The organism is Nonlabens sp. YIK11 (assembly GCF_001413925.1).
Classification (GTDB): Bacteria; Bacteroidota; Bacteroidia; order Flavobacteriales; family Flavobacteriaceae; genus Nonlabens.
This window is the reverse complement of record NZ_LBMJ01000001.1, coordinates 495,986-515,137: the sequence shown is the minus strand read 5'-3', so window position 1 is coordinate 515,137 and position 19,152 is coordinate 495,986. Positions and strand designations below refer to the sequence as shown.

21 protein-coding genes are annotated in these 19,152 nt (G+C 41.8%); 15 read left to right on the top strand and 6 right to left on the bottom strand.

The genetic code is table 11. The features are described from left to right. Window positions 1-17: 17 nt before the first annotated feature. Entirely contained in the window at window positions 18-1,031 is a 1,014-nt protein-coding gene (gene recA, locus AAU57_RS02345; RefSeq protein WP_055411393.1) for a recombinase RecA, read from the bottom strand. Between the two features lie 352 nt (window positions 1,032-1,383). On the opposite strand from recA, the gene AAU57_RS02340 reads away from it, so the two are divergent. Together AAU57_RS02340 and AAU57_RS02335 are read left to right on the top strand one after the other, a co-directional pair. After that, on the top strand, window positions 1,384-2,427 hold the full coding sequence (locus AAU57_RS02340) for a rhodanese-related sulfurtransferase (protein WP_055411392.1): 1,044 nt from the start codon (window positions 1,384-1,386) through the stop codon (window positions 2,425-2,427). Beyond that, on the top strand, window positions 2,420-3,241 hold the full coding sequence (locus tag AAU57_RS02335) for a PhzF family phenazine biosynthesis protein (RefSeq protein WP_156339980.1): 822 nt from the start codon (window positions 2,420-2,422) through the stop codon (window positions 3,239-3,241). Before AAU57_RS02340 ends, AAU57_RS02335 begins: the two co-directional genes overlap by 8 nt. Before the next feature lie 4 nt (window positions 3,242-3,245). Here the strand turns inward: AAU57_RS02335 and AAU57_RS02330 are convergent, their stop codons facing one another. Both AAU57_RS02330 and rsmI read right to left on the bottom strand, forming a co-directional pair. Then, window positions 3,246-4,184: a helix-turn-helix domain-containing protein gene (locus AAU57_RS02330; protein ID WP_055411390.1), complete on the bottom strand. Its 939-nt coding sequence runs from the start codon at window positions 4,182-4,184 to the stop codon at window positions 3,246-3,248. A gap of 47 nt (window positions 4,185-4,231) precedes the next feature. After that, on the bottom strand, window positions 4,232-4,897 hold the full coding sequence (rsmI, locus tag AAU57_RS02325; protein WP_055411389.1) for a 16S rRNA (cytidine(1402)-2'-O)-methyltransferase: 666 nt from the start codon (window positions 4,895-4,897) through the stop codon (window positions 4,232-4,234). Window positions 4,898-4,981: 84 nt separating this feature from the next. On the opposite strand from rsmI, the gene AAU57_RS02320 reads away from it, so the two are divergent. The 8 genes from AAU57_RS02320 (at window position 4,982) to AAU57_RS02285 (ending at window position 13,432) form a co-directional block, all read left to right on the top strand. Next, complete coding sequence (locus tag AAU57_RS02320) at window positions 4,982-5,464, top strand: hypothetical protein (protein WP_156339979.1); 483 nt, start codon at window positions 4,982-4,984, stop codon at window positions 5,462-5,464. 88 nt (window positions 5,465-5,552) lie between these two features. After that, a complete protein-coding gene (locus tag AAU57_RS02315; RefSeq protein WP_082438513.1) occupies window positions 5,553-7,007 on the top strand; it encodes a lipopolysaccharide biosynthesis protein in 1,455 nt (484 codons plus the stop codon). After that, a complete protein-coding gene (gene dut, locus AAU57_RS02310) occupies window positions 7,004-7,438 on the top strand; it encodes a dUTP diphosphatase (RefSeq protein WP_055411387.1) in 435 nt (144 codons plus the stop codon). Before AAU57_RS02315 ends, dut begins: the two co-directional genes overlap by 4 nt. Window positions 7,439-7,577: 139 nt before the next feature. After that, window positions 7,578-8,975: a TlpA family protein disulfide reductase gene (locus AAU57_RS02305; protein ID WP_055411386.1), complete on the top strand. Its 1,398-nt coding sequence runs from the start codon at window positions 7,578-7,580 to the stop codon at window positions 8,973-8,975. 102 nt (window positions 8,976-9,077) lie between these two features. Beyond that, window positions 9,078-10,094, top strand: coding sequence for a sugar phosphate nucleotidyltransferase (locus AAU57_RS02300; protein WP_055411385.1), 1,017 nt, complete (start codon window positions 9,078-9,080; stop codon window positions 10,092-10,094). Between the two features lie 21 nt (window positions 10,095-10,115). Then, window positions 10,116-11,474, top strand: a complete 1,359-nt coding sequence (locus tag AAU57_RS02295) for a tetratricopeptide repeat protein (RefSeq protein ID WP_055411384.1) — start codon at window positions 10,116-10,118, stop codon at window positions 11,472-11,474. 6 nt (window positions 11,475-11,480) lie between these two features. Next, window positions 11,481-12,233 carry a DUF4292 domain-containing protein gene (locus tag AAU57_RS02290; RefSeq protein ID WP_197275381.1) on the top strand — a complete coding sequence of 251 codons (753 nt, stop codon included), beginning with the start codon at window positions 11,481-11,483 and terminating at the stop codon, window positions 12,231-12,233. Continuing rightward, window positions 12,233-13,432 carry a murein hydrolase activator EnvC family protein gene (locus tag AAU57_RS02285; protein ID WP_055411382.1) on the top strand — a complete coding sequence of 400 codons (1,200 nt, stop codon included), beginning with the start codon at window positions 12,233-12,235 and terminating at the stop codon, window positions 13,430-13,432. Before AAU57_RS02290 ends, AAU57_RS02285 begins: the two co-directional genes overlap by 1 nt. A gap of 254 nt (window positions 13,433-13,686) precedes the next feature. On the opposite strand, the gene AAU57_RS02280 is transcribed toward AAU57_RS02285, so the two are convergent. The 3 genes from AAU57_RS02280 to AAU57_RS02270 all read right to left on the bottom strand — a co-directional run bounded on the left by AAU57_RS02280 (window position 13,687) and on the right by AAU57_RS02270 (window position 16,056). Beyond that, a complete protein-coding gene (locus AAU57_RS02280) occupies window positions 13,687-14,196 on the bottom strand; it encodes an acyl-CoA thioesterase (protein ID WP_055411381.1) in 510 nt (169 codons plus the stop codon). A 216-nt stretch (window positions 14,197-14,412) separates the two neighbouring features. After that, a complete protein-coding gene (locus AAU57_RS02275; RefSeq protein WP_082438512.1) occupies window positions 14,413-15,012 on the bottom strand; it encodes a porin family protein in 600 nt (199 codons plus the stop codon). 51 nt (window positions 15,013-15,063) lie between these two features. Beyond that, window positions 15,064-16,056, bottom strand: a complete 993-nt coding sequence (locus AAU57_RS02270; RefSeq protein ID WP_055411379.1) for an SPOR domain-containing protein — start codon at window positions 16,054-16,056, stop codon at window positions 15,064-15,066. A gap of 181 nt (window positions 16,057-16,237) precedes the next feature. On the opposite strand from AAU57_RS02270, the gene AAU57_RS02265 reads away from it, so the two are divergent. The 5 genes from AAU57_RS02265 to AAU57_RS02250 are packed head-to-tail and all read left to right on the top strand — an operon-like array spanning window position 16,238 to window position 18,937. Beyond that, window positions 16,238-16,930, top strand: coding sequence for a hypothetical protein (locus AAU57_RS02265; RefSeq protein WP_055411378.1), 693 nt, complete (start codon window positions 16,238-16,240; stop codon window positions 16,928-16,930). A gap of 40 nt (window positions 16,931-16,970) precedes the next feature. After that, window positions 16,971-17,990 carry a phenylalanine--tRNA ligase subunit alpha gene (pheS, locus tag AAU57_RS02260; RefSeq protein ID WP_055411377.1) on the top strand — a complete coding sequence of 340 codons (1,020 nt, stop codon included), beginning with the start codon at window positions 16,971-16,973 and terminating at the stop codon, window positions 17,988-17,990. After that, window positions 17,990-18,379: a hypothetical protein gene (locus tag AAU57_RS02255; protein ID WP_055411376.1), complete on the top strand. Its 390-nt coding sequence runs from the start codon at window positions 17,990-17,992 to the stop codon at window positions 18,377-18,379. Before pheS ends, AAU57_RS02255 begins: the two co-directional genes overlap by 1 nt. Then, a complete protein-coding gene (locus AAU57_RS14960) occupies window positions 18,376-18,537 on the top strand; it encodes a hypothetical protein (protein WP_156339978.1) in 162 nt (53 codons plus the stop codon). Before AAU57_RS02255 ends, AAU57_RS14960 begins: the two co-directional genes overlap by 4 nt. Window position 18,538: 1 nt before the next feature. Beyond that, window positions 18,539-18,937: a hypothetical protein gene (locus tag AAU57_RS02250; protein WP_055411375.1), complete on the top strand. Its 399-nt coding sequence runs from the start codon at window positions 18,539-18,541 to the stop codon at window positions 18,935-18,937. Window positions 18,938-19,152: the final 215 nt, after the last annotated feature.

Below are 19,152 nucleotides of genomic sequence, written 5' to 3'. Positions count from 1 at the left end.
TTCCAATCTATTGAAATCTAGCTGCTTGCGAGCTTAATGGATTCCATGATTTTCACTTCCAATTCGTCCATCAAGTCTGGATTATCCTGCAATATAGACTTTACACTATCACGACCTTGACCTAGTTTAGTATCTCCATAAGAGAACCAGCTACCAGCTTTGTTGATGATTTCATAATCAACACCTAGATCGATGACCTCACCTATTTTGGAAATTCCTTCACCGTACAAGATATCAAACTCTGCCGTACGGAATGGCGGCGCCACCTTATTCTTCACCACCTTAACACGAGTCTTGTTTCCTTGAACAGATCCATCTGTGTTTTTGATTTGCGTGGATCTTCTTATGTCCAGTCGTACCGATGCATAAAACTTCAAGGCGTTACCACCAGTAGTCGTCTCTGGATTACCGAACATCACACCTATCTTCTCACGCAACTGGTTGATGAAAATCACGGTACAGTTTGTCTTAGAAATGGTACCCGTCAATTTTCTCAAGGCCTGAGACATCAAACGAGCGTGCAGTCCCATTTTAGAATCACCCATCTCACCTTCAATCTCACTTTTAGGCGTCAATGCCGCAACCGAGTCAATAACAATAATATCAATCGCTCCAGAACGTATCAGGTTTTCAGTAATTTCAAGAGCCTGTTCCCCATGATCTGGCTGTGAAATGATGAGGTTTTCTAGATCAACGCCCAGCTTTTCTGCATAGAATCGGTCAAAAGCGTGTTCTGCGTCAATAAACGCGGCGATACCACCAGCCTTTTGTGCCTCGGCAATAGCGTGTAGCGTCAATGTTGTTTTACCAGAAGATTCTGGTCCATAGATTTCAATCACACGGCCACGTGGATAGCCGCCTACACCTAGAGCTGCATTCAACGCCAGTGAACCTGTAGAGATCGCCTCTACATCCACCACCTGGCGGTCGCCCATTTTCATTACCGTACCTTTCCCGTATGCCTTATCCAGCTTGTCCAGCGTCAATTTGAGCGCTTTCTCCTTTGCTGCTTTTTCTTTATCTTCTGCCATTGTAAATATTTTCTGTAAAAATAGGCTTTGAAAGCGCCGTTTCCAATAGCGTGATGCAATGGTTATTAACGATAGGATGGTTGGGAATTAAGCTTTCCTGCCTGCCGGCAGGCAAGGCGCGAAAGCGAGAAAACTTTTATCACAATCATTTGGGCGTTCCCTCTAACCGTCGCTATCGCTCCTGTTTTCGGTCGGGCTTTTCGTTGCAATCTTTTGAAGCGTAATAAGCTTCAAAAGGATTTTCACTTCAATCCCTAACGCAGTAATCGCAATATCCATAGTCTACCAGCGCAGCGATCTATTATCTATAATCTAACTACCTTTGCAACTTCAACACTCAAATGTTTATAGCATGCAACTGTATAACAAATTAAGTGCTGAAGAAAGACGCGAATTGATACGTGAGGCCGGTAAGGAACGGCTCACGATTTCTTTCTATCAGTATGCCCGCATAGGGAACCCACATTTATTTAGAAACCATTTATTTGTTGCGTTTGACGCCCAAGAAGTGCTGGGTCGCATTTATGTCGCCCATGAAGGGATCAATGCCCAGCTTTCCATTCCAGCAGATCGGTTTGATGAGTTTAAAGAATTCCTTGATGGCATTTATTTCTTGGAAAATGTCCGACTCAACATCGCTAGGGAACACGATAATGAGAGCTTTCTAAAACTAAAAGTCAAAGTGCGCCACAAAATTGTTGCCGATGGACTGGAAGATGAGACTTTTGATGTCACCAATAAAGGCGTTCATGTGGACGCGGCGAGGTTTAACGAGCTTATATCAGATCCAGATACCATTCTGGTCGATATGCGCAATCATTACGAGAGCGAGATAGGCCATTTCCAGAATGCCTGGACGCCAGATGTGGATACCTTCCGCGACAGCTTGCCGATTATTGAAGAAGAAATCAAGGAGCATAAAAAGGACAAAAAACTGGTGATGTACTGTACTGGCGGCATACGCTGTGAAAAGGCAAGTGCCTACTACAAACACCGTGGTTTTGAAGATGTGTACCAGCTGGAAGGTGGTATCATCGAGTATCATCGACAGGTAACCGAGCAAGGTTTAGAGAATAAATTCCGTGGGAAGAATTTTGTGTTTGACCACAGGTTGTCAGAGAAAATCAGCGATGAGGTGATATCCAACTGTCACCAGTGCGGTAATCCTTGCGATACGCATACCAACTGTGCGAATGAAGCATGTCATTTATTGTTTATCCAGTGCGAGGATTGTAAATCTAAATATGAGAATACCTGCAGCACAGAATGTCATGAGATCATCCAGCTGCCCTATGAAGAGCAAAAAGCATTACGTGCCGGTAAGTACAACAGTAACAACATTTTCAAAAAAGGAAGATCAGAGAAACTAGAATTCAAAAAGCACAAGGTTGAGTAGAAGCATTCCCTATTTTATGGTGGACTCGTTTACCAGCGAGCCGTTCAAAGGGAATCCTGCTGGTGTTTGCTTGCTGGACAAGCCATTATCCAATGACTTCATGCAATCCATCGCGATTGAAGTCAATTTATCAGAAACTGCTTTTGTGCAGGATCAAGGCGATTATTTTTCTATAAGGTATTTCTCGCCCATCATGGAAATACCATTGTGCGGTCACGCGACCCTGGCGAGCGCCAGAGTGTTGTTTGATCAAAATCAAGATGTAAACGAGATCCATTTCAAAACTGCTGAAGGTTTAGAATTACAAGCTTACCGTAACGGTGAAAAAGTTTCCTTGAAGTTCCCAAACTATGGAATTATAGACCGCGATGCACCAAAAGCATTGCTAGATGCTATGGGAATCGATAGTATTTTGAATTCGGCTTACAATCATGAAAACCTAGAGTTGATGATCGAACTCGAGGATGCCGACAAGCTTAGAAATCTGGATCCTGATTTTGCTGCCATGAAAGCCTCCATCAACGACATCAATGGTGTTGTAGTCACCTCAAAATCAAATCAACCCGACTTTGATTTTGAATCCCGATATTTCTGGCCTTGGAGCGGCGGCAATGAAGATCCAGTGACTGGAGCTACGCACACTTTTTTAACTGGGTATTGGACTAAAAAATTAGGCAAAACCAAATTGCGCGCTTTTCAATGTTCTGCTAGGACTGGCGTTTTAGAGGTTGAAGTGTTGAGTGAAGAACAGATTTTAATTACTGGTGATACGCGAATCATCCTCTCAGGCGAGATGACGGTTTTGTCAAATTAGAGAATCAACTTACTTTTTTAATTCTCTCTAGCTCTTCTGTCAAATCACTTCCATCCATAAATGTTCCTTCAGCAGTAACTTCATTATTTAAAGGATTGATTGTAAAAAATCTAAAATCAAAATCTGTTTGCTTGGACCAAAACGCTACAAATACTAGATATTCATTTTTAAAATGGGTAACAACTAAATTATAAGGTAAACTTATAACTCTCACGAGTACTTGATTTGTCGACTGTGACATTGAATATTTATCCCCTAAGGAATCTTCAATAAGATCAAACCTATGATTACTGGACACTTTGGAAACATTATAGATATCGATTATAACTGAAACACTATCAGCAGGTATTGTTGATTTATTTTTAATTTGTATGGAGATTTCGTTGCTCTGAAAATCAACTCTATTTATATCAATTTCTGCAGTCAGCTGTGGTCTTTTCCTTTTTTCGAATAATGCCTGTACTAAGCCATGTGGTGCTGGCTTTGCTTCGCATTCAAGTCTGATATAGTATTTTCCATCTGATGAACTTTGATGTGGCGGATTGGAACTTTGCGGAATATCCAATAGGAAAATTGAACCTTCTACCGTTAAGTACTCATTTATTTTAATGTTTGTAGGAGTAGGGACAATGTTGGAAGCTATTTTTTGATAAAGCCAGTCTTTATTCTTGAAAGAAGAATATGTTAACTCTCCTTGGCATACCGTCCGGTAATTCTTACCAACTTTATCCTTTGTTTCCCTAGGCGCACCAATCATTAATAGACCACCTTCTGTATTTAAGAAAGCAGTTATTTCTTTATAGATATCAATAATTTCAACACCACCGCTCTTAAATTCTACAATTGAAGTTTCCTCTTGAGGTGACTGAAAATAATTTTTTATATTTTCTAATGTAACTTCTTGACGGTTCTTGTGAAATATCTTTTCAATGTAATTATTCATTTTCCATTATTTGTAAGGTGAAATACATTTCTTCAAAAAAAGAACATTTAAGCTCCACCTAACACCACTACAAACTCTCCTCTAGGCTTGTTTTCTGTAAAATGCTGGATGGCCTCGTCAACAGCGCCTCGATAATGCTCTTCAAACATTTTGGTGATTTCTCGAGAAATGGAGATTTGGCGATCAGCGCCGTAATGCGTTTTAAAATCTTCAAGTGTTTTGAGCAGTTTGTGTGGCGACTCGTAAAAAATGATGGTTCTGCTTTCTTCGGCGAGTTCTTTGAGTCGGGTTTGGCGGCCTTTTTTGACGGGTAAAAAACCCTCAAATACGAATTTATCAGATGGCAGCCCACTACTGGTAAGCGCTGGGACAAAGGCTGTAGCACCAGGCAAGGATTCTACCGCGATGTTTGCGGCGAGCAACTTTCGCGTAAGCAAAAACCCAGGATCACTGATACCCGGCGAACCGGCATCTGTGATGAGTGCCATGGTCTCACCGCCTTGAATTCTGGAAACGATGTTGTCTGAAATCTTGTGCTCATTGTGCATGTGGTAGGACAGCATGCTTGTCTTGATGCCGTAATGGTTGAGCAGTTTACCGCTGGTTCTGGTATCTTCGGCAAGGATTAAATCCACACTATTGAGGACTTCTACGGCACGATAGGTCATGTCTGCAAGATTGCCTATAGGCGTTGGGACCAGATAGAGTTTCATGGCGTTGGTTTGCTACAAAGATAGCAGAAAGCCCTACTTTTATAGAACGGCACAATCGTTGAATCTTATTTGAAAATGTTGTTTATGAAAATTGTAAGCCTTTTTGCTTTGGTCATTATGGCCTCTAGTTGTTCTTCCCAAAAAATTGACAACACACTCAGCAGTTTTGAAGAAGGCTATCAACCCTATGCGCAATCCTGGACTGGCGGCATACCAGGATCTGGTAGTGGAATAAACCTATTTTTACCATTAGACCCTACCGAAATGCAGCAAATGGAAGCCATTTATTTTAAGGGCATGATCACTCAATCCTTTGACATCAAGGATCCCAACGGCTACATTATCGCAAGGTTCAAAACCGACTTTAACAACAAGCCAGACATGAATATGAATCTAGATTCCAAAGCGGAATACGGCAATAAACCACCCAAAAATCAAAAATTCCCCTTTGAGCTTGAGGACAGTGAAGCGGTAGTGAAGTTCTCGCGTGATAGTAAAACCACCTATACCTTAATTACGGGAATACAGATGCGACCTTCTATGGACCTACCGTCCAGACCTCAATAAACTAGAAACATCTACATACACAAGGCTGCAATTCTTAACCTAGAAATGCAGCCTTAATTGTACCTTTGAACCTCAAAACCAACTGTCTTTGAGTTCCATCAACCGTCTTTTTAAACACACCTTTGTGTATGGTCTGGCGACTGTCTTGCCTAGGCTTTTAACGGTTTTGCTCACATTACTTCTTACCGAGTATTTACCTAGTAAATCAGCATTTGGTCAGGTGTCCATCATATTTTCCTGGATTATTTTGGCAAATGTGTTTTTGACGTACGGCATGGAGACTGCCTTTTTTCGCTTTCGCGAAAGCGAGGACGACAACAAAGTCATTAGCACAGGACTTTTGTCCTTATTAGGAACAACGATTGTATTTGTTGTGCTTGCTTTTCTAGGCTTGGATCAAATAGCCGAATGGTCTGACAAGTCAGCCGACTATTGGAAATGGGTGATCGGAATTCTAGCTTTTGACACTTTGATGGTGATACCTTTTGCGTGGATGCGTGCGCAGGGAAAAGCGATGAAATATGCGATAATCAAGATGGTCAACGTGATCATATCCGTTGGGATGACAGCGATATTTTTGATATGGTTGCCAGATTTTCCAGCGCTGGCCCAGTATTTACCAGCAGATAAAGTTGAATTGTATTTTATGGCGCTCATGGCTGCAAGTGCCGTAACGCTTTTGGTGGTTTGTAAAATTTACTTCCGTAAATGGGAATTTGATGCCGGATTGTGGAAGCAAATGTTGAAGTACGGCTTTCCTATTTTAATTGCGGGAATCGCATTTGCCATTAACGAGACTTTTGACAAGATTTTACTGGAATGGCTCTTAGTCGATGACGCCACAGCCCAAGTTGGTGTCTACACCGCTTGTTATCGAGTTGCAGTTGGAATGACCCTGTTTGCAACGGCGTTTAAATTAGGTATTGAGCCTTTCTTTTTTAGCGAGTCCAAAAGCAAAAATGCCACCGCAACCTATGCCATGATTACCAAAATGTTTGTGGTACTAGGCTCCATTGCTTTAATCACCTACACCGTATTTATTGATCTGATCAAACGCGCCATCATAGCCGAGGAATACTGGGAAGCGCTCGATATTGTACCCATCGTTCTGGTCGCTTATCTGTTTTTTGGTATTTATCAAACGCTTTCGGTTTGGTATAAAGTAACCGATCGTACCAGCTACGGCGCGTGGATTTCCGTTTTGGGAGCTGCCGTTACCATAGGATTCAACATCTGGCTCATTCCCATCATAGGTTACATGGCAAGTGCGCTCACTACCTGCACCGCTTATGGATTGATGATGGTGGTGTCTTACTTATTAGGAAGAAAACATTATCATATACCTTATGAAGTTGGGAACATGCTCTTGTATCTCGCAATTTCTATTGGCGCAACATTTTTCTTCTTTTACGTAGTTAGAGATTACTTTGGACCCAACACATGGCTTATGTACGCTAGCGGTATCGCACTGGCTGCACTTGTTTCCTTATTCATTTTGGGCCGTGAAAGGACCTTTATCAAATCATTACTCAAAAAATCATGACCGTTAAAATCATCAACAAATCTGCTCACGACTTACCTGCTTATGAAACCGTTGGTAGTGCAGGAATGGATATTCGCGCTTCAATCAAGGAAGCTATCACATTAAAACCACTGGAACGCGCCATTGTAAAAACAGGTTTGTTCATAGAATTACCTGTAGGAACTGAAGCTCAAGTGCGTCCGCGTAGCGGCCTGGCTGCCAAAAAGGGAATCACCGTACTCAATGCACCAGGCACCATTGATGCCGATTATCGCGGTGAGATAGGCGTGATTTTAGTGAATTTATCTAACGAAGATTTCACCATAGAAAACGGTGAGCGCATCGCACAATTAGTCATCGCAAAACATGAACAACCCACATGGGAAGAAGTTGAGGTTCTAAATGAAACTGCTCGTGGTGCTGGAGGTTTTGGCAGTACTGGAGTGAAGTAACAAATTCCGGCGCAAGCAGGAATCTGTTTGAGAAAATAACCTCATTTAACTATTCGTCTTTATTTCGCTTTCGCGAAAGCGAAACAATCATCTTTATTTGATCTCATAATTACATAACTTTAGATCAAACCCATTGATTATGAGATTTGTTGTTCTACTTCTAATAACCATTGTATTCTTTTCATCCTGTAAAAATGATCATCCCGAAATTCCTGAAGAAGTAAAGCAATCAGAGCCCGAATGGGTAATGAGCGACAGTATCACGTTTAAAGTTGAGTTAGCGCCAGAAGAAAGCCTGCTTTTAAATCTAGAAGACCAATACTTTGACCATTTTTTATTAGAATGGGAAAATGAATCTGATAAGGACTCTGTTTTTACAATAACGATTCCAAGATATCATAAAGTTCAAAAGATAGATTATGGCTATGGTATGTGGGATTCTATCCAGAAGAAAGCAAGCTTTATCAATCAGGACTTTATAATTGATAGCATTACAGACCTCGTTCACTTAAAAGTCTTAGACCGAAAAATTGAATTAGTTGATCAAAAATCAACGATGGACATTTCAGAAATGGAAAATGCGTACGAAGACCTACGAGCTCAAATTTACAAATGGAAAGGTGATGATACTAAATTCATAAAACCGCTAGACAGCCTTAGTAACTATTACGATTCTATGTATAGTAAAGAGTCGGCAGGTTTAAACAGAACGTTGAATGAGTTCGAGTACTTTGATAAATTACATGGAATAGATCCAGAATTAGTTCCGCTAGATTCATTATTGCGCTCTACTGACTTAATGATTGCCAGATCTGCTGGACCTTCCTTGGTATTCCAATACATCGATAACAATATGGATTCTATCGGTTTTGAATTGATGAATCCTTCTGGTAGCAGCGAGGCATCTAATAAAACCGATATTATTTATGAAAGAAACCTAGCTTATGGAGTTTTGAGGTATTTAAGATATAAAGACAATAAAGGCAACAACCTCTATCCAGAAGCAAGAAATTGGCTCAAAAGAACCAAGTTCTATCAAGATAATAAAGAACAAATTGATAGTCAGATTGAACAAATGGATAACACCGAGTTCAAAAAAGTACTGAGCAACATAGAACTGGTTGATTTGAATTTGGACAAGGTAACCATGAGCCAAATCATTAGAGAAAATCCGTCTCCATACTACCTCATTGATCTATGGGCGACCTGGTGCGCACCTTGTTTAAATGGAATGAAACTCATGAAAAAAATGAATTTTCCTGAAAATGTAACTGTCATAAGCATTAGTATAGACTATGAAAAGGACACGGCCTTATGGCAAGAACAATCACCAGGGCTAGACCTTGAATTGAATTACCTAATGAAAATCAAAGGTGAGAACAGTCAAAAATTCATCGATTTTATACAAATGAAGACTATACCACGATATCTATTGATGGATAAAAACATGAATATTATTGATCCAGCATTCTACCGTCCGCAAGAGCCACAATTTTTATCTAAACTCAAGGACGTCAAAAACCATACGAGTTGGTGATGCCACATCCGTTTATTTATTCAATCATTAAGAACTAAAGTTTTTACCTTAGCGGCTTAGTAATCAAATAAACAAGATTTCCACCTGCGTGGAAAAGTGCCTATGAAAATCATCGTACCCATGGCCGGTCGCGGCTCCAGATTAAGACCTCATTCCCTTACGGTTCCTAAGCCTTTAATTCCTATTGCTAACAAACCTATCGTACACCGATTGGTGCGTGACATTGCGCGTATTTTAAGCGAACCGGTAGAAGAGATCGCTTTTATTTTGGGAGATCCAGCGTTTTTTGGTGATGAGGATGTAAAAAGTCTGGAAGAGTTGGCTCAAAGCCTTGGTGCCAAAGCCAGCATCTATCGCCAGCTGGAGCCATTAGGAACAGGACACGCCATTATGTGTGCAGAGCCATCACTTTCAGGGCCTGCTGTGGTAGCTTATGCAGACACCTTGATTCGAGCCGATTTTGAACTGGACCCAGCTGCAGATGCCGTGATCTGGACTAAGGAAGTTGACCAGCCTGAAGCCTACGGCGTGGTAAAACTCAACGATAAGGAAGAAATCATAGAGCTGGTAGAGAAGCCGAAAGAGTTTGTGAGCAATCAGGCCGTGATAGGTATTTACTACTTTAAAGAAATTGCAGACCTCAAAAAGGAATTGCAATACGTGATCGATAACGAGATTATCAACGGTGGCGAGTATCAAATCAACGATGGCATCAAGAGATTGATGGCCAGCGGCAATATCTTCAAGACAGGAACCGTTGATGAGTGGATGGATTGTGGGAATAAAGAAGTGGCCATCGATACCAATACACGCATCATGAAATTCATGGTTAAGGATGGTAGCGATGAACTTACAACTAAGGCAACACTAGAAAACTCAAACATCATTGAGCCTTGCGTGATTGCAGACGATGTAGTCATTAAAAACTCTACCGTTGGACCGCATGTGAGCATAGGTGCTGGTACCACGATCACTAATTGTAAGATCAGCAATAGTTTGATACAGAATAATTCCGTGATTAAAAACGCCACTTTGGACGAGGCGATGATAGGTAATCACGTCAAGTACAACGGCAACTTTAAATACATCAGCATTGGTGATTATTCTGTAATGGAATAATTGTTGAAGCCTCAGACCTTTATGAAACACTTTTTGATCCTGGCGATGTTGCTTAGTTTTTCTGGCCTTTGGGCACAGGAAGAAGTGGCCGCTATGGAGGTCAATCAAGATGATCTGGGCGAGGTTTCTGACGGCTTCAAAGAGAACTTTTTTGATGCCTTGTCAGAGAAGGCACGCGAGAACTACGATCGGGCCATCGAGAAACTGCTCATTTGTGAGCGCTTGCAACCAGATAATGGTGCGGTACAGTTTGAACTAGCAAAGAATTATATGGCGAGTAACGCTTTCGCGAAAGCGGAAACCCATCTGCTCAATGCTCTTAAAATCTCTGGCGATAAGGAATGGCTGTTGGACACCTTGTTGGAAAACTACAACCAGCAGCAGGAATTTGACAAAGCGGTAAGCGTTCTGGAAAAACTATCGCGCATCAATGAAGATTATGAGGAGCTGTTACCGGTTGCCTATTTGCGCGTCAACGATACGGCCAAGGCGTTGGAAACCATTAAAACGCTGGATCGTAAGCTGGGAAGAAACACACAGCGCACTGCACTTAAAAACCGTTTGGAACGCAACAGCGAGCAACAAGAAATCATTGCTGATAACCTGGAAGAACTGGAACAACAGCTCGCTGCAGACCCAAAAAATGAGCAGCTCTACATCCAGTTGATCTATGGTTACAGCCGTCAGGATAACCTGGAAAAAACACTAGAATTTGCCGAAAAACTGGAAGAAGAAATTCCTGGAAGCGACAAGGCACAGTTAGCGCTTTACAAGATTTATTTGGACACGGGCGATGTAGAAAAGGGTTTGGAAAGCATGAGTAAAGTGTTTGCTTCCAGTCAATTAGAAACAGTCTCAAAAACTGAGGTTCTTAAGGATTTTATCCAGACATCGACTACTAATACTTCCTTGCAACCATTACTGGAAAGTGTCATCGATGATTTTTCAAGTCAAGTAGAAGATCTGGAAGCCTACAAGGTTTTGGCAAGTTATTTTAGGCAAGAGAAGCAACTTGCCGCAGCACTAAAATTTTATGAATTGGGTATGGAACTTAACGACCAGGATTTTGAATTGATTAAGAACACGGCATTATTGTATCTGGATACGGGCGCTTTCGCGAAAGCGGAACAGCTATCCAGCAACGCTCTAGAAAGTTACCCAGCACAACCTTTATTGTATCTCATCAATGGTGCGGCTCTTAACCAGACCGGCAATCCTAAAAAGGCGGTCGCACAACTGGACGCTGGATTATCCTACTTATTGGACGAGCCACAATTGGAACGCGATTTGTACGGTCAACTCGCCATTGCCTATGAAAAACTGGGCGACAACAAAAAAGCAGCAGATGCTACCGCAAAAATGAACGCGATCTCAAACTAAAACAAGATGATGAAAAGAATATATGGACTGGCGCTGGCGATGATACTCATCTCTTGTGGTGGCTCCCAAAAGGCCACAGAAACCGCTGTCGCCACGGCAGCGGCAACTAAGATTATTAAATCACATAACGCAGCAGCCATTGATTTTAAAACGATGCAATCAAGGTTGAGCGTCAAATATATTGATGAAGATCAATCCAGGTCGTTACCTGTAGATTTAAGAATTGAAAAAGGGAAAAAAATCTGGATGAGCGCTCGGTTTTTAGGTGTTACCTTGGCTAAAGTATTGATAACGAATGATAGAGTTCAATTTTATGACCTAATAAATAAACGATCATTCGACGGCGATTTTAAATTGATTTCTAGATTTTTGGGAGAAGAACTCAATTATGCCCAGTTGGAAAACCTTCTATTAGGTCAAGCCATCGAGCCTTTGAACGGTCTGGATTATGCCGTGGTGGACAATCAGTATCAGTTTAGAAAAGAAGGCGTGATCGCAAGACTTTTCTCCCTACGACCTGCCGATTTCAAAATGGCGCAACAATCCATTAGAAAACCATCAGAAAATACTACGCTGGACGTGAAATACCTGAACTATCAAACGGTAGAGAACCGCATCTTGCCAGAAGATATTACGATAAACGCAAATGCTCAAGGGAAATTAGTACAGGTAGAATTGGATCTTAAGAATGTGGAATTTGATCAGGAATTAAGTTTCCCGTTTGAAATACCATCGGGATACACACAAATGGAGCTGTAATGAAGTCATTTTTATACATAGGTCTTTTCTTAAGTTGTTTAGCCGTTAGCGCTCAGTCAGAAAAAGCTAGATTAGAACAACAACGTGCCGCTATTCAGGCACAAATCAATCAGTTTGATAAGCTATTGACAGGTGCCAAAAAAGAAGAGCGATCTGTCCTTTCTCAAGTTCAAACCATCGATGCCAAAATTTCCAAAACCCAGGAAATCATCAACATTACCAACAAGCAAGCAAACCTGATCACTCGCAGCATCAATACAAATGCAGAAGAGATCAAAAAACTCAATGCAGAGATCAAAGAGCTCAAAAAGGATTACGCCGCTATGATCGTCAAGTCCTACAAGGCCAAAAACGATCAAAGCCGTTTGATGTTTCTATTGTCCTCAGAGAATTTTCTTCAGGCCTATAAGCGTGTACAATACCTCAATGCCTATGCTGATTACCGTAAAAAGCAGGCAGACGAGATCACGGTAAAAAGCAATACGCTCGCAAAGAAGAATGCCGAGTTGGAAGAGGAAAAGGCTCAAAAGAAAGAAATCCTAGCGGCCAATGAGAAGCTGCGTAACGAACTCAAAAAGGACAAATCAGAACAAGTGGTCCTGCTGGAAGAAGTGAAGAAAAACGAGAAGCAATACGCTGCAGAGATTCGCACCAAAGCTCGAGAGCGTGATAAAATCGACCGCGAGATACGCAAGATCATCGAGGCAGATATCGCGGCTTCCAACAAAGGAAAAGTAGGAGCGACTAAAGGTAAATTCTTCCTGACTCCAGAGGCTAAGGAACTAGCAAGAAGCTTTCAAAACAATCGCGGTAAATTACCGTGGCCAGTGGCAGAAGGTGTGATCACCAGACGCTATGGCGTACAGCCGCATCCCGTATTGAAAAACCTACCTATACAGAGCAGCGGTTACAGGTTCCAGACACCTAATGGCGCTAGAGCCAGAGCCGTTTTTGATGGCGAGGTCGTTCAGATTGTAAAGGCTAACAACGGTATTCTCATGGTACACGTGCGCCATGGTAACTTTACCACCAGCTATGGAAACCTCAAAAACGTGAGTGTTCGCAAAGGCCAAAAGATCAACACATTGACGGAGCTGGGCGAGATCTTCACAGACCGCGATGGCATTACAGAACTTCACTTTGCCATTTTGGAAGAGACCAAAACTCAAGACCCAGCACGCTGGTTGTTGAGTAAATAAATAGGATTTTATAATGCTGATTAGGGTGTTCCCGCCATCTTTCGCTATCGCTTAAGATGTTGGTCGGGCTTTCCATTTCAATCTTTTTAAAACCTCACATGACATGTGATCTTTTAAAAAGGATTTCCATTACAATCCCTAACGCATTGGAAGAGATGAGCATCTGAAGTTTAGATGACTAGAATATATTTTCCTCAATGCCAGATAGAGCTTGTAGAACCTATCTGAAAATGCACGTCGTGAAAATCAAAAAATTACTCAAATAAAGCTGCTAATTCTGTAGCGTCTTTGGCTTTCATTTTACCCGCTAGAACAAGGCTTAACTGCTTGCGTCTCAAGGCAGCGTCATAGCGCTCTTTTTCAACTTCTGTTTCTGGATGAATCGGCGGAATGGTTACCGGTCTACCGGTATCGTCAACGGCCACAAAGGAATAGATCGCTTCATTGGCTTTGGCGCGATCGCCGCTCTCGCGATCCTCGATCCACACATCCATATACACTTCCATGGACGATTTGAACGCTCTGGAAACTTGCGCCTCAATCGTCACCACACTTCCTAAAGGTACACTGCGGTTAAACGCTACGTGATTGACAGATGCGGTCACCACAATACGACGACAGTGGCGTCTGGCTGCAATACTTGCCGCACGGTCCATACGAGCCAGTAATTCACCACCAAAGAGATTGTTCAGCGGGTTGGTCTCGCTGGGCAATACAAGATCAGTTACGGTCGTAAAGGATTGTCTAGGCGTTAATTTATCCATGGTCGATTTTTTTTGCAAAGGTACGCTGCAAAGTAGATTTACTGTGATCGCGAGTAGGATCTAGGTTTTATTTAACGCTTCCTTCCTATATCGCACCGTGTTTATCCGTGTCCATGGAACTGCTCGTTGTTGACATCTCAAAAAAAGGTGTTTAACCCTAAAAACACGATTTAATAGTAAATGGAATAAATCTAATTGTCACTATTTCATTACATATTACTTAATGAAATAGCCTAGGGAAAGACTTACAACAGAATTTTTATAACGCTCATTCTCGAAAACCTCAGCGAGACCATAGCTATATCTTGCTTGTAGAAATAGTTCTTCATTAAATTCATAGGAAAAACCCGCGTTGACAGCAACGTCAACTGTATTTGTGTTAGAAATTTCAACCTCTTCACCGTTGTTGTTCAGAGAGTTTACAATCTTTCCTTTACTACTGATCAAAAATCCTATTTGAGGACCAAATTCAAAACTCAAATTTTCTAAAAACTCAAATTCTGCTAGAACAGGCACATCAATGTAATCAAGTTGAGTATCGATGGAGAAGGACTGAGAAACATTATTGTTATCAACTCTAAACAATCCACCTTTTTTGTTGTAGAGCAGTTCCGCCTGTAATGAAAATGATTCTGATAAGTCAAATTGAGCAAACCCACCTATATTAAATGACACTCTATCTGTATTTGCACTTTTTCCAGTATGAAAACCTGATAAGTTAGCACCAGCTTTTCCTCCAAATCTGACTTCATTTTGAGCCATTAAACTCGAAGAGGTCATCAAAAAAAGCAAAATGGCAAGTGTAGATATTTTCATAAGCTCATCGCTCTGTTTTGGGTAGGATGGATATAGAACGAAAAAAAACCACTACTTCAAAGTCCCACTGAACAACCAGGCTCCATCATTACCTAGCTTGCGTACACGGTATAGCTCATTGATGGCGTCGTTGCGATCTGCAAAGCTGGCGTAAGCAACATTGTGCAAGCCATATTTGTTGACCCCAATGCGTTGGGCATCAAATCCTTGAGCCTTAAGTTGAGCCACTTTTTTATCTGCGTTGGCTGGGTCTCTAAAAGCACCTGCCACCACATGGTGGTTCTTCACGACAGGAGCGACTTCCATGGTGACGCTGGGCAGCGGCGTTGGAATAAAGAAGCTGGCTTCCTGTATTTTGGATTTCAATTGCTCATTAGCCATTTCTTCTACGGCCACGGCATCGTTGAATTGTTGTGTTTGGTAGCTGTTAACACCTAAATAACTTCCAGCGACCAAAATGGCAACAGCGGCAGCAGCACGTACCCAAGCAGCAGATTTGCTCGCTGGAGTTTCCAATTGGATTACCGGAGTATCCACAGGCTCGGCGGTTTTAGTTGCTACAGATTCCTCGGTTGTAATTGCCGTTGCAGGTTGTGGAGCGACAGCTGCCGTTTCTATCGCTGTGCGATCGACGGCATAAACTTCCTGCATACTCAGTCCAAAAGCTTCTGGCAAATAGTTCACCAGATACATAGGAGTGAATGACAGTGCCTTTTCTGCATTTCTAGTAAAGCGACCTACCTTATGAATCGTGACCTCACCTTTTTCATCAATCTCATGATCTAGAAATCGCACATAGTTGCGTATTTCCTGAATGGCATCCTCATACGGCAGCTTTTCTACCGTAGAGATATAATTGACCAGCAACCCATCATTTTGCTGGATCTGCGCATTAAACGAAAGACCCTTTTTAGGCGGATACAGCGTGTGCGTGCTCGCAAAATGTTGTGCGGGAACCCGTCGTGAAATAAACGCGCCAAAATTGGGCACCACGACACATTCATGGCGGTACAACAAATCAGATATGTAAGCTGCTATTTGCATAGAACAAACATAGAAATTTTGGCAAAACGATCAAGCCTGCTTCTACAATAGTTATTAAGAATTGATGCGTTTGAAGGGTGAACCCTTGATTTTGAAAAGGTTCGCTTTCGCGAAAGCGAACTCATAATAATCTTCAAGATTGTAAGAATCTGCCTTAATTTTACCACCCAAAGTCAATGAGATGAACCTTGCATTTATTCTACAGGAGGTCAACGATAGCGGTCCTATTTACAGGGAAACGCTCATGGAACGTTTCCCAGTGGAGCCTTTCAATACGTTGAGCAACCTCATCTTCTTGGCTGTGATCATTTATTTTTTTGTCAAGGTTTGGAAATCGGCAAAGCATCATTATTTGATCAAGTTCATTCTGCCTATTTTTTTTATAGGTTATATAGGCGGTACGATTTATCATGCGACGCGCAGTGCAGAAATCTGGTTGCTTATGGATTGGGTGCCTATCGTGATTCTTTGTGTGGTATGTGCGTTCTATTTTACGTTCAAAGCGACACGGCGCTGGCCTGCCAGGTTGGTATTGCTCGCGGCTATTGTGGCACTTAATATTTTGCCCAGATGGATTTCCTTTCCTATAGGCTATCGCAACTCCATAGGTTATATAGGTAGTGCGCTGGCGATCTTGTTGCCCATTATTATTTATGCCTATCGTACCCATTGGCATCGTGCAAGATTCTTGGGATATGCTTTTTTGTCCTTTTTTGTTGCTGTATCCTTCAGGACACTGGACAAGAAGTTTGACATTGATTTTTTATGGATGGGAACGCACTGGTTATGGCACTTGCTGGGCGGCATTGCCGTCTTCTGGACCATGCTTTATATCTATGAGGACATCGAGCACGAACAGGAACTGGAAAAGTAGAGAATATCGTAAATTTGCAGGTTCAATTTAAGGAAACGCCATGCTGGAGAACGTAAAGGAACATATTGCCAAGGTTGATTCATTCACTGCTGATAATGCTGATGCCGTAGAGCAGTTCCGTATTCAATATTTGGGAACCAAAGGATTGCTCAAAGAGCTTTTTGCAGCGTTCAAGGAAGTTCCCAACGACCAAAAGAAAGAATACGGTCAGGCCATAAACGAGCTCAAGCAAAAGGCAACCGATAAAGTACAGCAGCTCAAAGAACAGCTGGAGAATAAGGAAGAAGAAGGCGGTATTTTAGGAGATTTAACCAGAACCGGTTACCCTATGGAAATAGGCGCACGTCATCCTATCTCGCTGGTTAAAAATCAGATTATAGAGGTCTTTTCTCGCATAGGCTTTAACGTGAGCGAAGGTCCAGAAATCGAGGACGACTGGCACAACTTTACCGCATTGAACTTACCAGAGCACCATCCAGCTCGCGATATGCAAGACACGTTCTTTATCCAGACAGATCCAGACGTATTGCTGCGCACGCACACTTCAAGTGTCCAGGTGCGCTACATGGAAAACAATAAACCGCCCATCAGGACTATTTCTCCGGGTCGCGTGTTTAGGAATGAGGCGATAAGTGCCAGAGCACACTGTATTTTCCACCAGGTGGAAGGCTTGTACATTGATAAGGACGTGAGTTTTGCTGACTTGAAACAGACCTTGCTCTATTTCACGCAGGAAATGTTCGGGAAGAGTAAGATACGACTGCGACCTTCCTACTTTCCGTTTACAGAACCTAGTGCAGAGGTTGATATCTATTGGGGTCTTGAAACCGAAACCGATTATCGCATCACAAAAGGTACTGGCTGGTTGGAAATCATGGGTTGCGGTATGGTAGATCCAGCCGTATTGACCAATTGTGGTATCGATCCAGAAGAGTACAGCGGTTTTGCCTTTGGGATGGGAATTGAACGCATCGCAATGTTGCTGTATCAAATAGGCGACATTCGTATGTTTTTTGAGAACGATGTGCGTTTCTTAAAGCAATTTTCTAGCGCGCTATAATGCGCATTGACAAACTCATTTTTGTTTACAATGCCAATTCTGGCACCATCAACGCATGGCTGGATAGCGCCCATAAAGTGGTGAGTCCATCGACTTACCAGTGTAAATTGTGCGAGTTGACCTATGGTGTTTTAAAGGAGAATGTGGAATGGGCACGCTTTCGCGAAAGCGAACTCATCCAAAACCACGTGCAGGAATTAGAGTTTTTGCATAGGGATGAGTTTAACAAGAATTATAATTCTAAATGGCTGCCTAAGTATGAATATCCGCTAATTTTGATGGCCAGTAGCCAAGGCCTGGAAGTTTTCATGAGTGCGCAGGAAATGCACGAGATACAAACCACTACCGGCTTGATAAGTGCTATAGAATCTAAATTAAAGGCATTATGAAATACGTCTGGGCATTTATAATATTTGTAGGTCTGATTCTTGCGGGAATCGTTTCCATTATTGGTGAACTGTTGGAGTTCGCTTTTGGCGTGGCTCTTACGGGAATAGGTATCATTGCGGCGATTGCCCTATGGATCTACATAAAAGTGAAAAATTAGATTGAAGAAAGATATTGTCATACCAGTAGTTAAGGATGTGCATCTAGCCGTTGTCAAGGAATGGAACGCAGATTTCTCTTCACACGACTGGATCATTTACCTTATTAATAATTTAAAGGAACCGCTGGAATCTGTTATGATCATGAGCCGCGGTAAGCATCGTGATGGTCGCAAGACTTCAACGTTTAGGCATGCTTTTAAAGTAGTTCCCGCAAAAAGCTCCATTAAAGTAGAACTGATCATGGAGAATGTGTTCCCATTTATGAATGAATTTGTGCTTACTTATTTTTTGGGATCTACATTATATGATAAAACCTTTATGGCGCCACCTCATTCTATAAGTGAGGCCAATCTTAAGGACCTACCGGTCATGTATGCGCAAGGTGTGTTATTGGATTGATCCAATACCGCAACAATTCTTGATTACTTCTCTTTAAAATTACTTCGGTTACTCAATTCTTTTCTCTTTTGGGTAACCCTTTTCAATTTACATTATCTGTAATATTCTGAGGTAAAAACGTACAAATCCGTACGTTTTGTAGGATTTATATGAGAAAAGCTAATGTTTCCTAATTAAAGCCATATCAGGTTAATAATCTGTTAACCAGAGTTAGG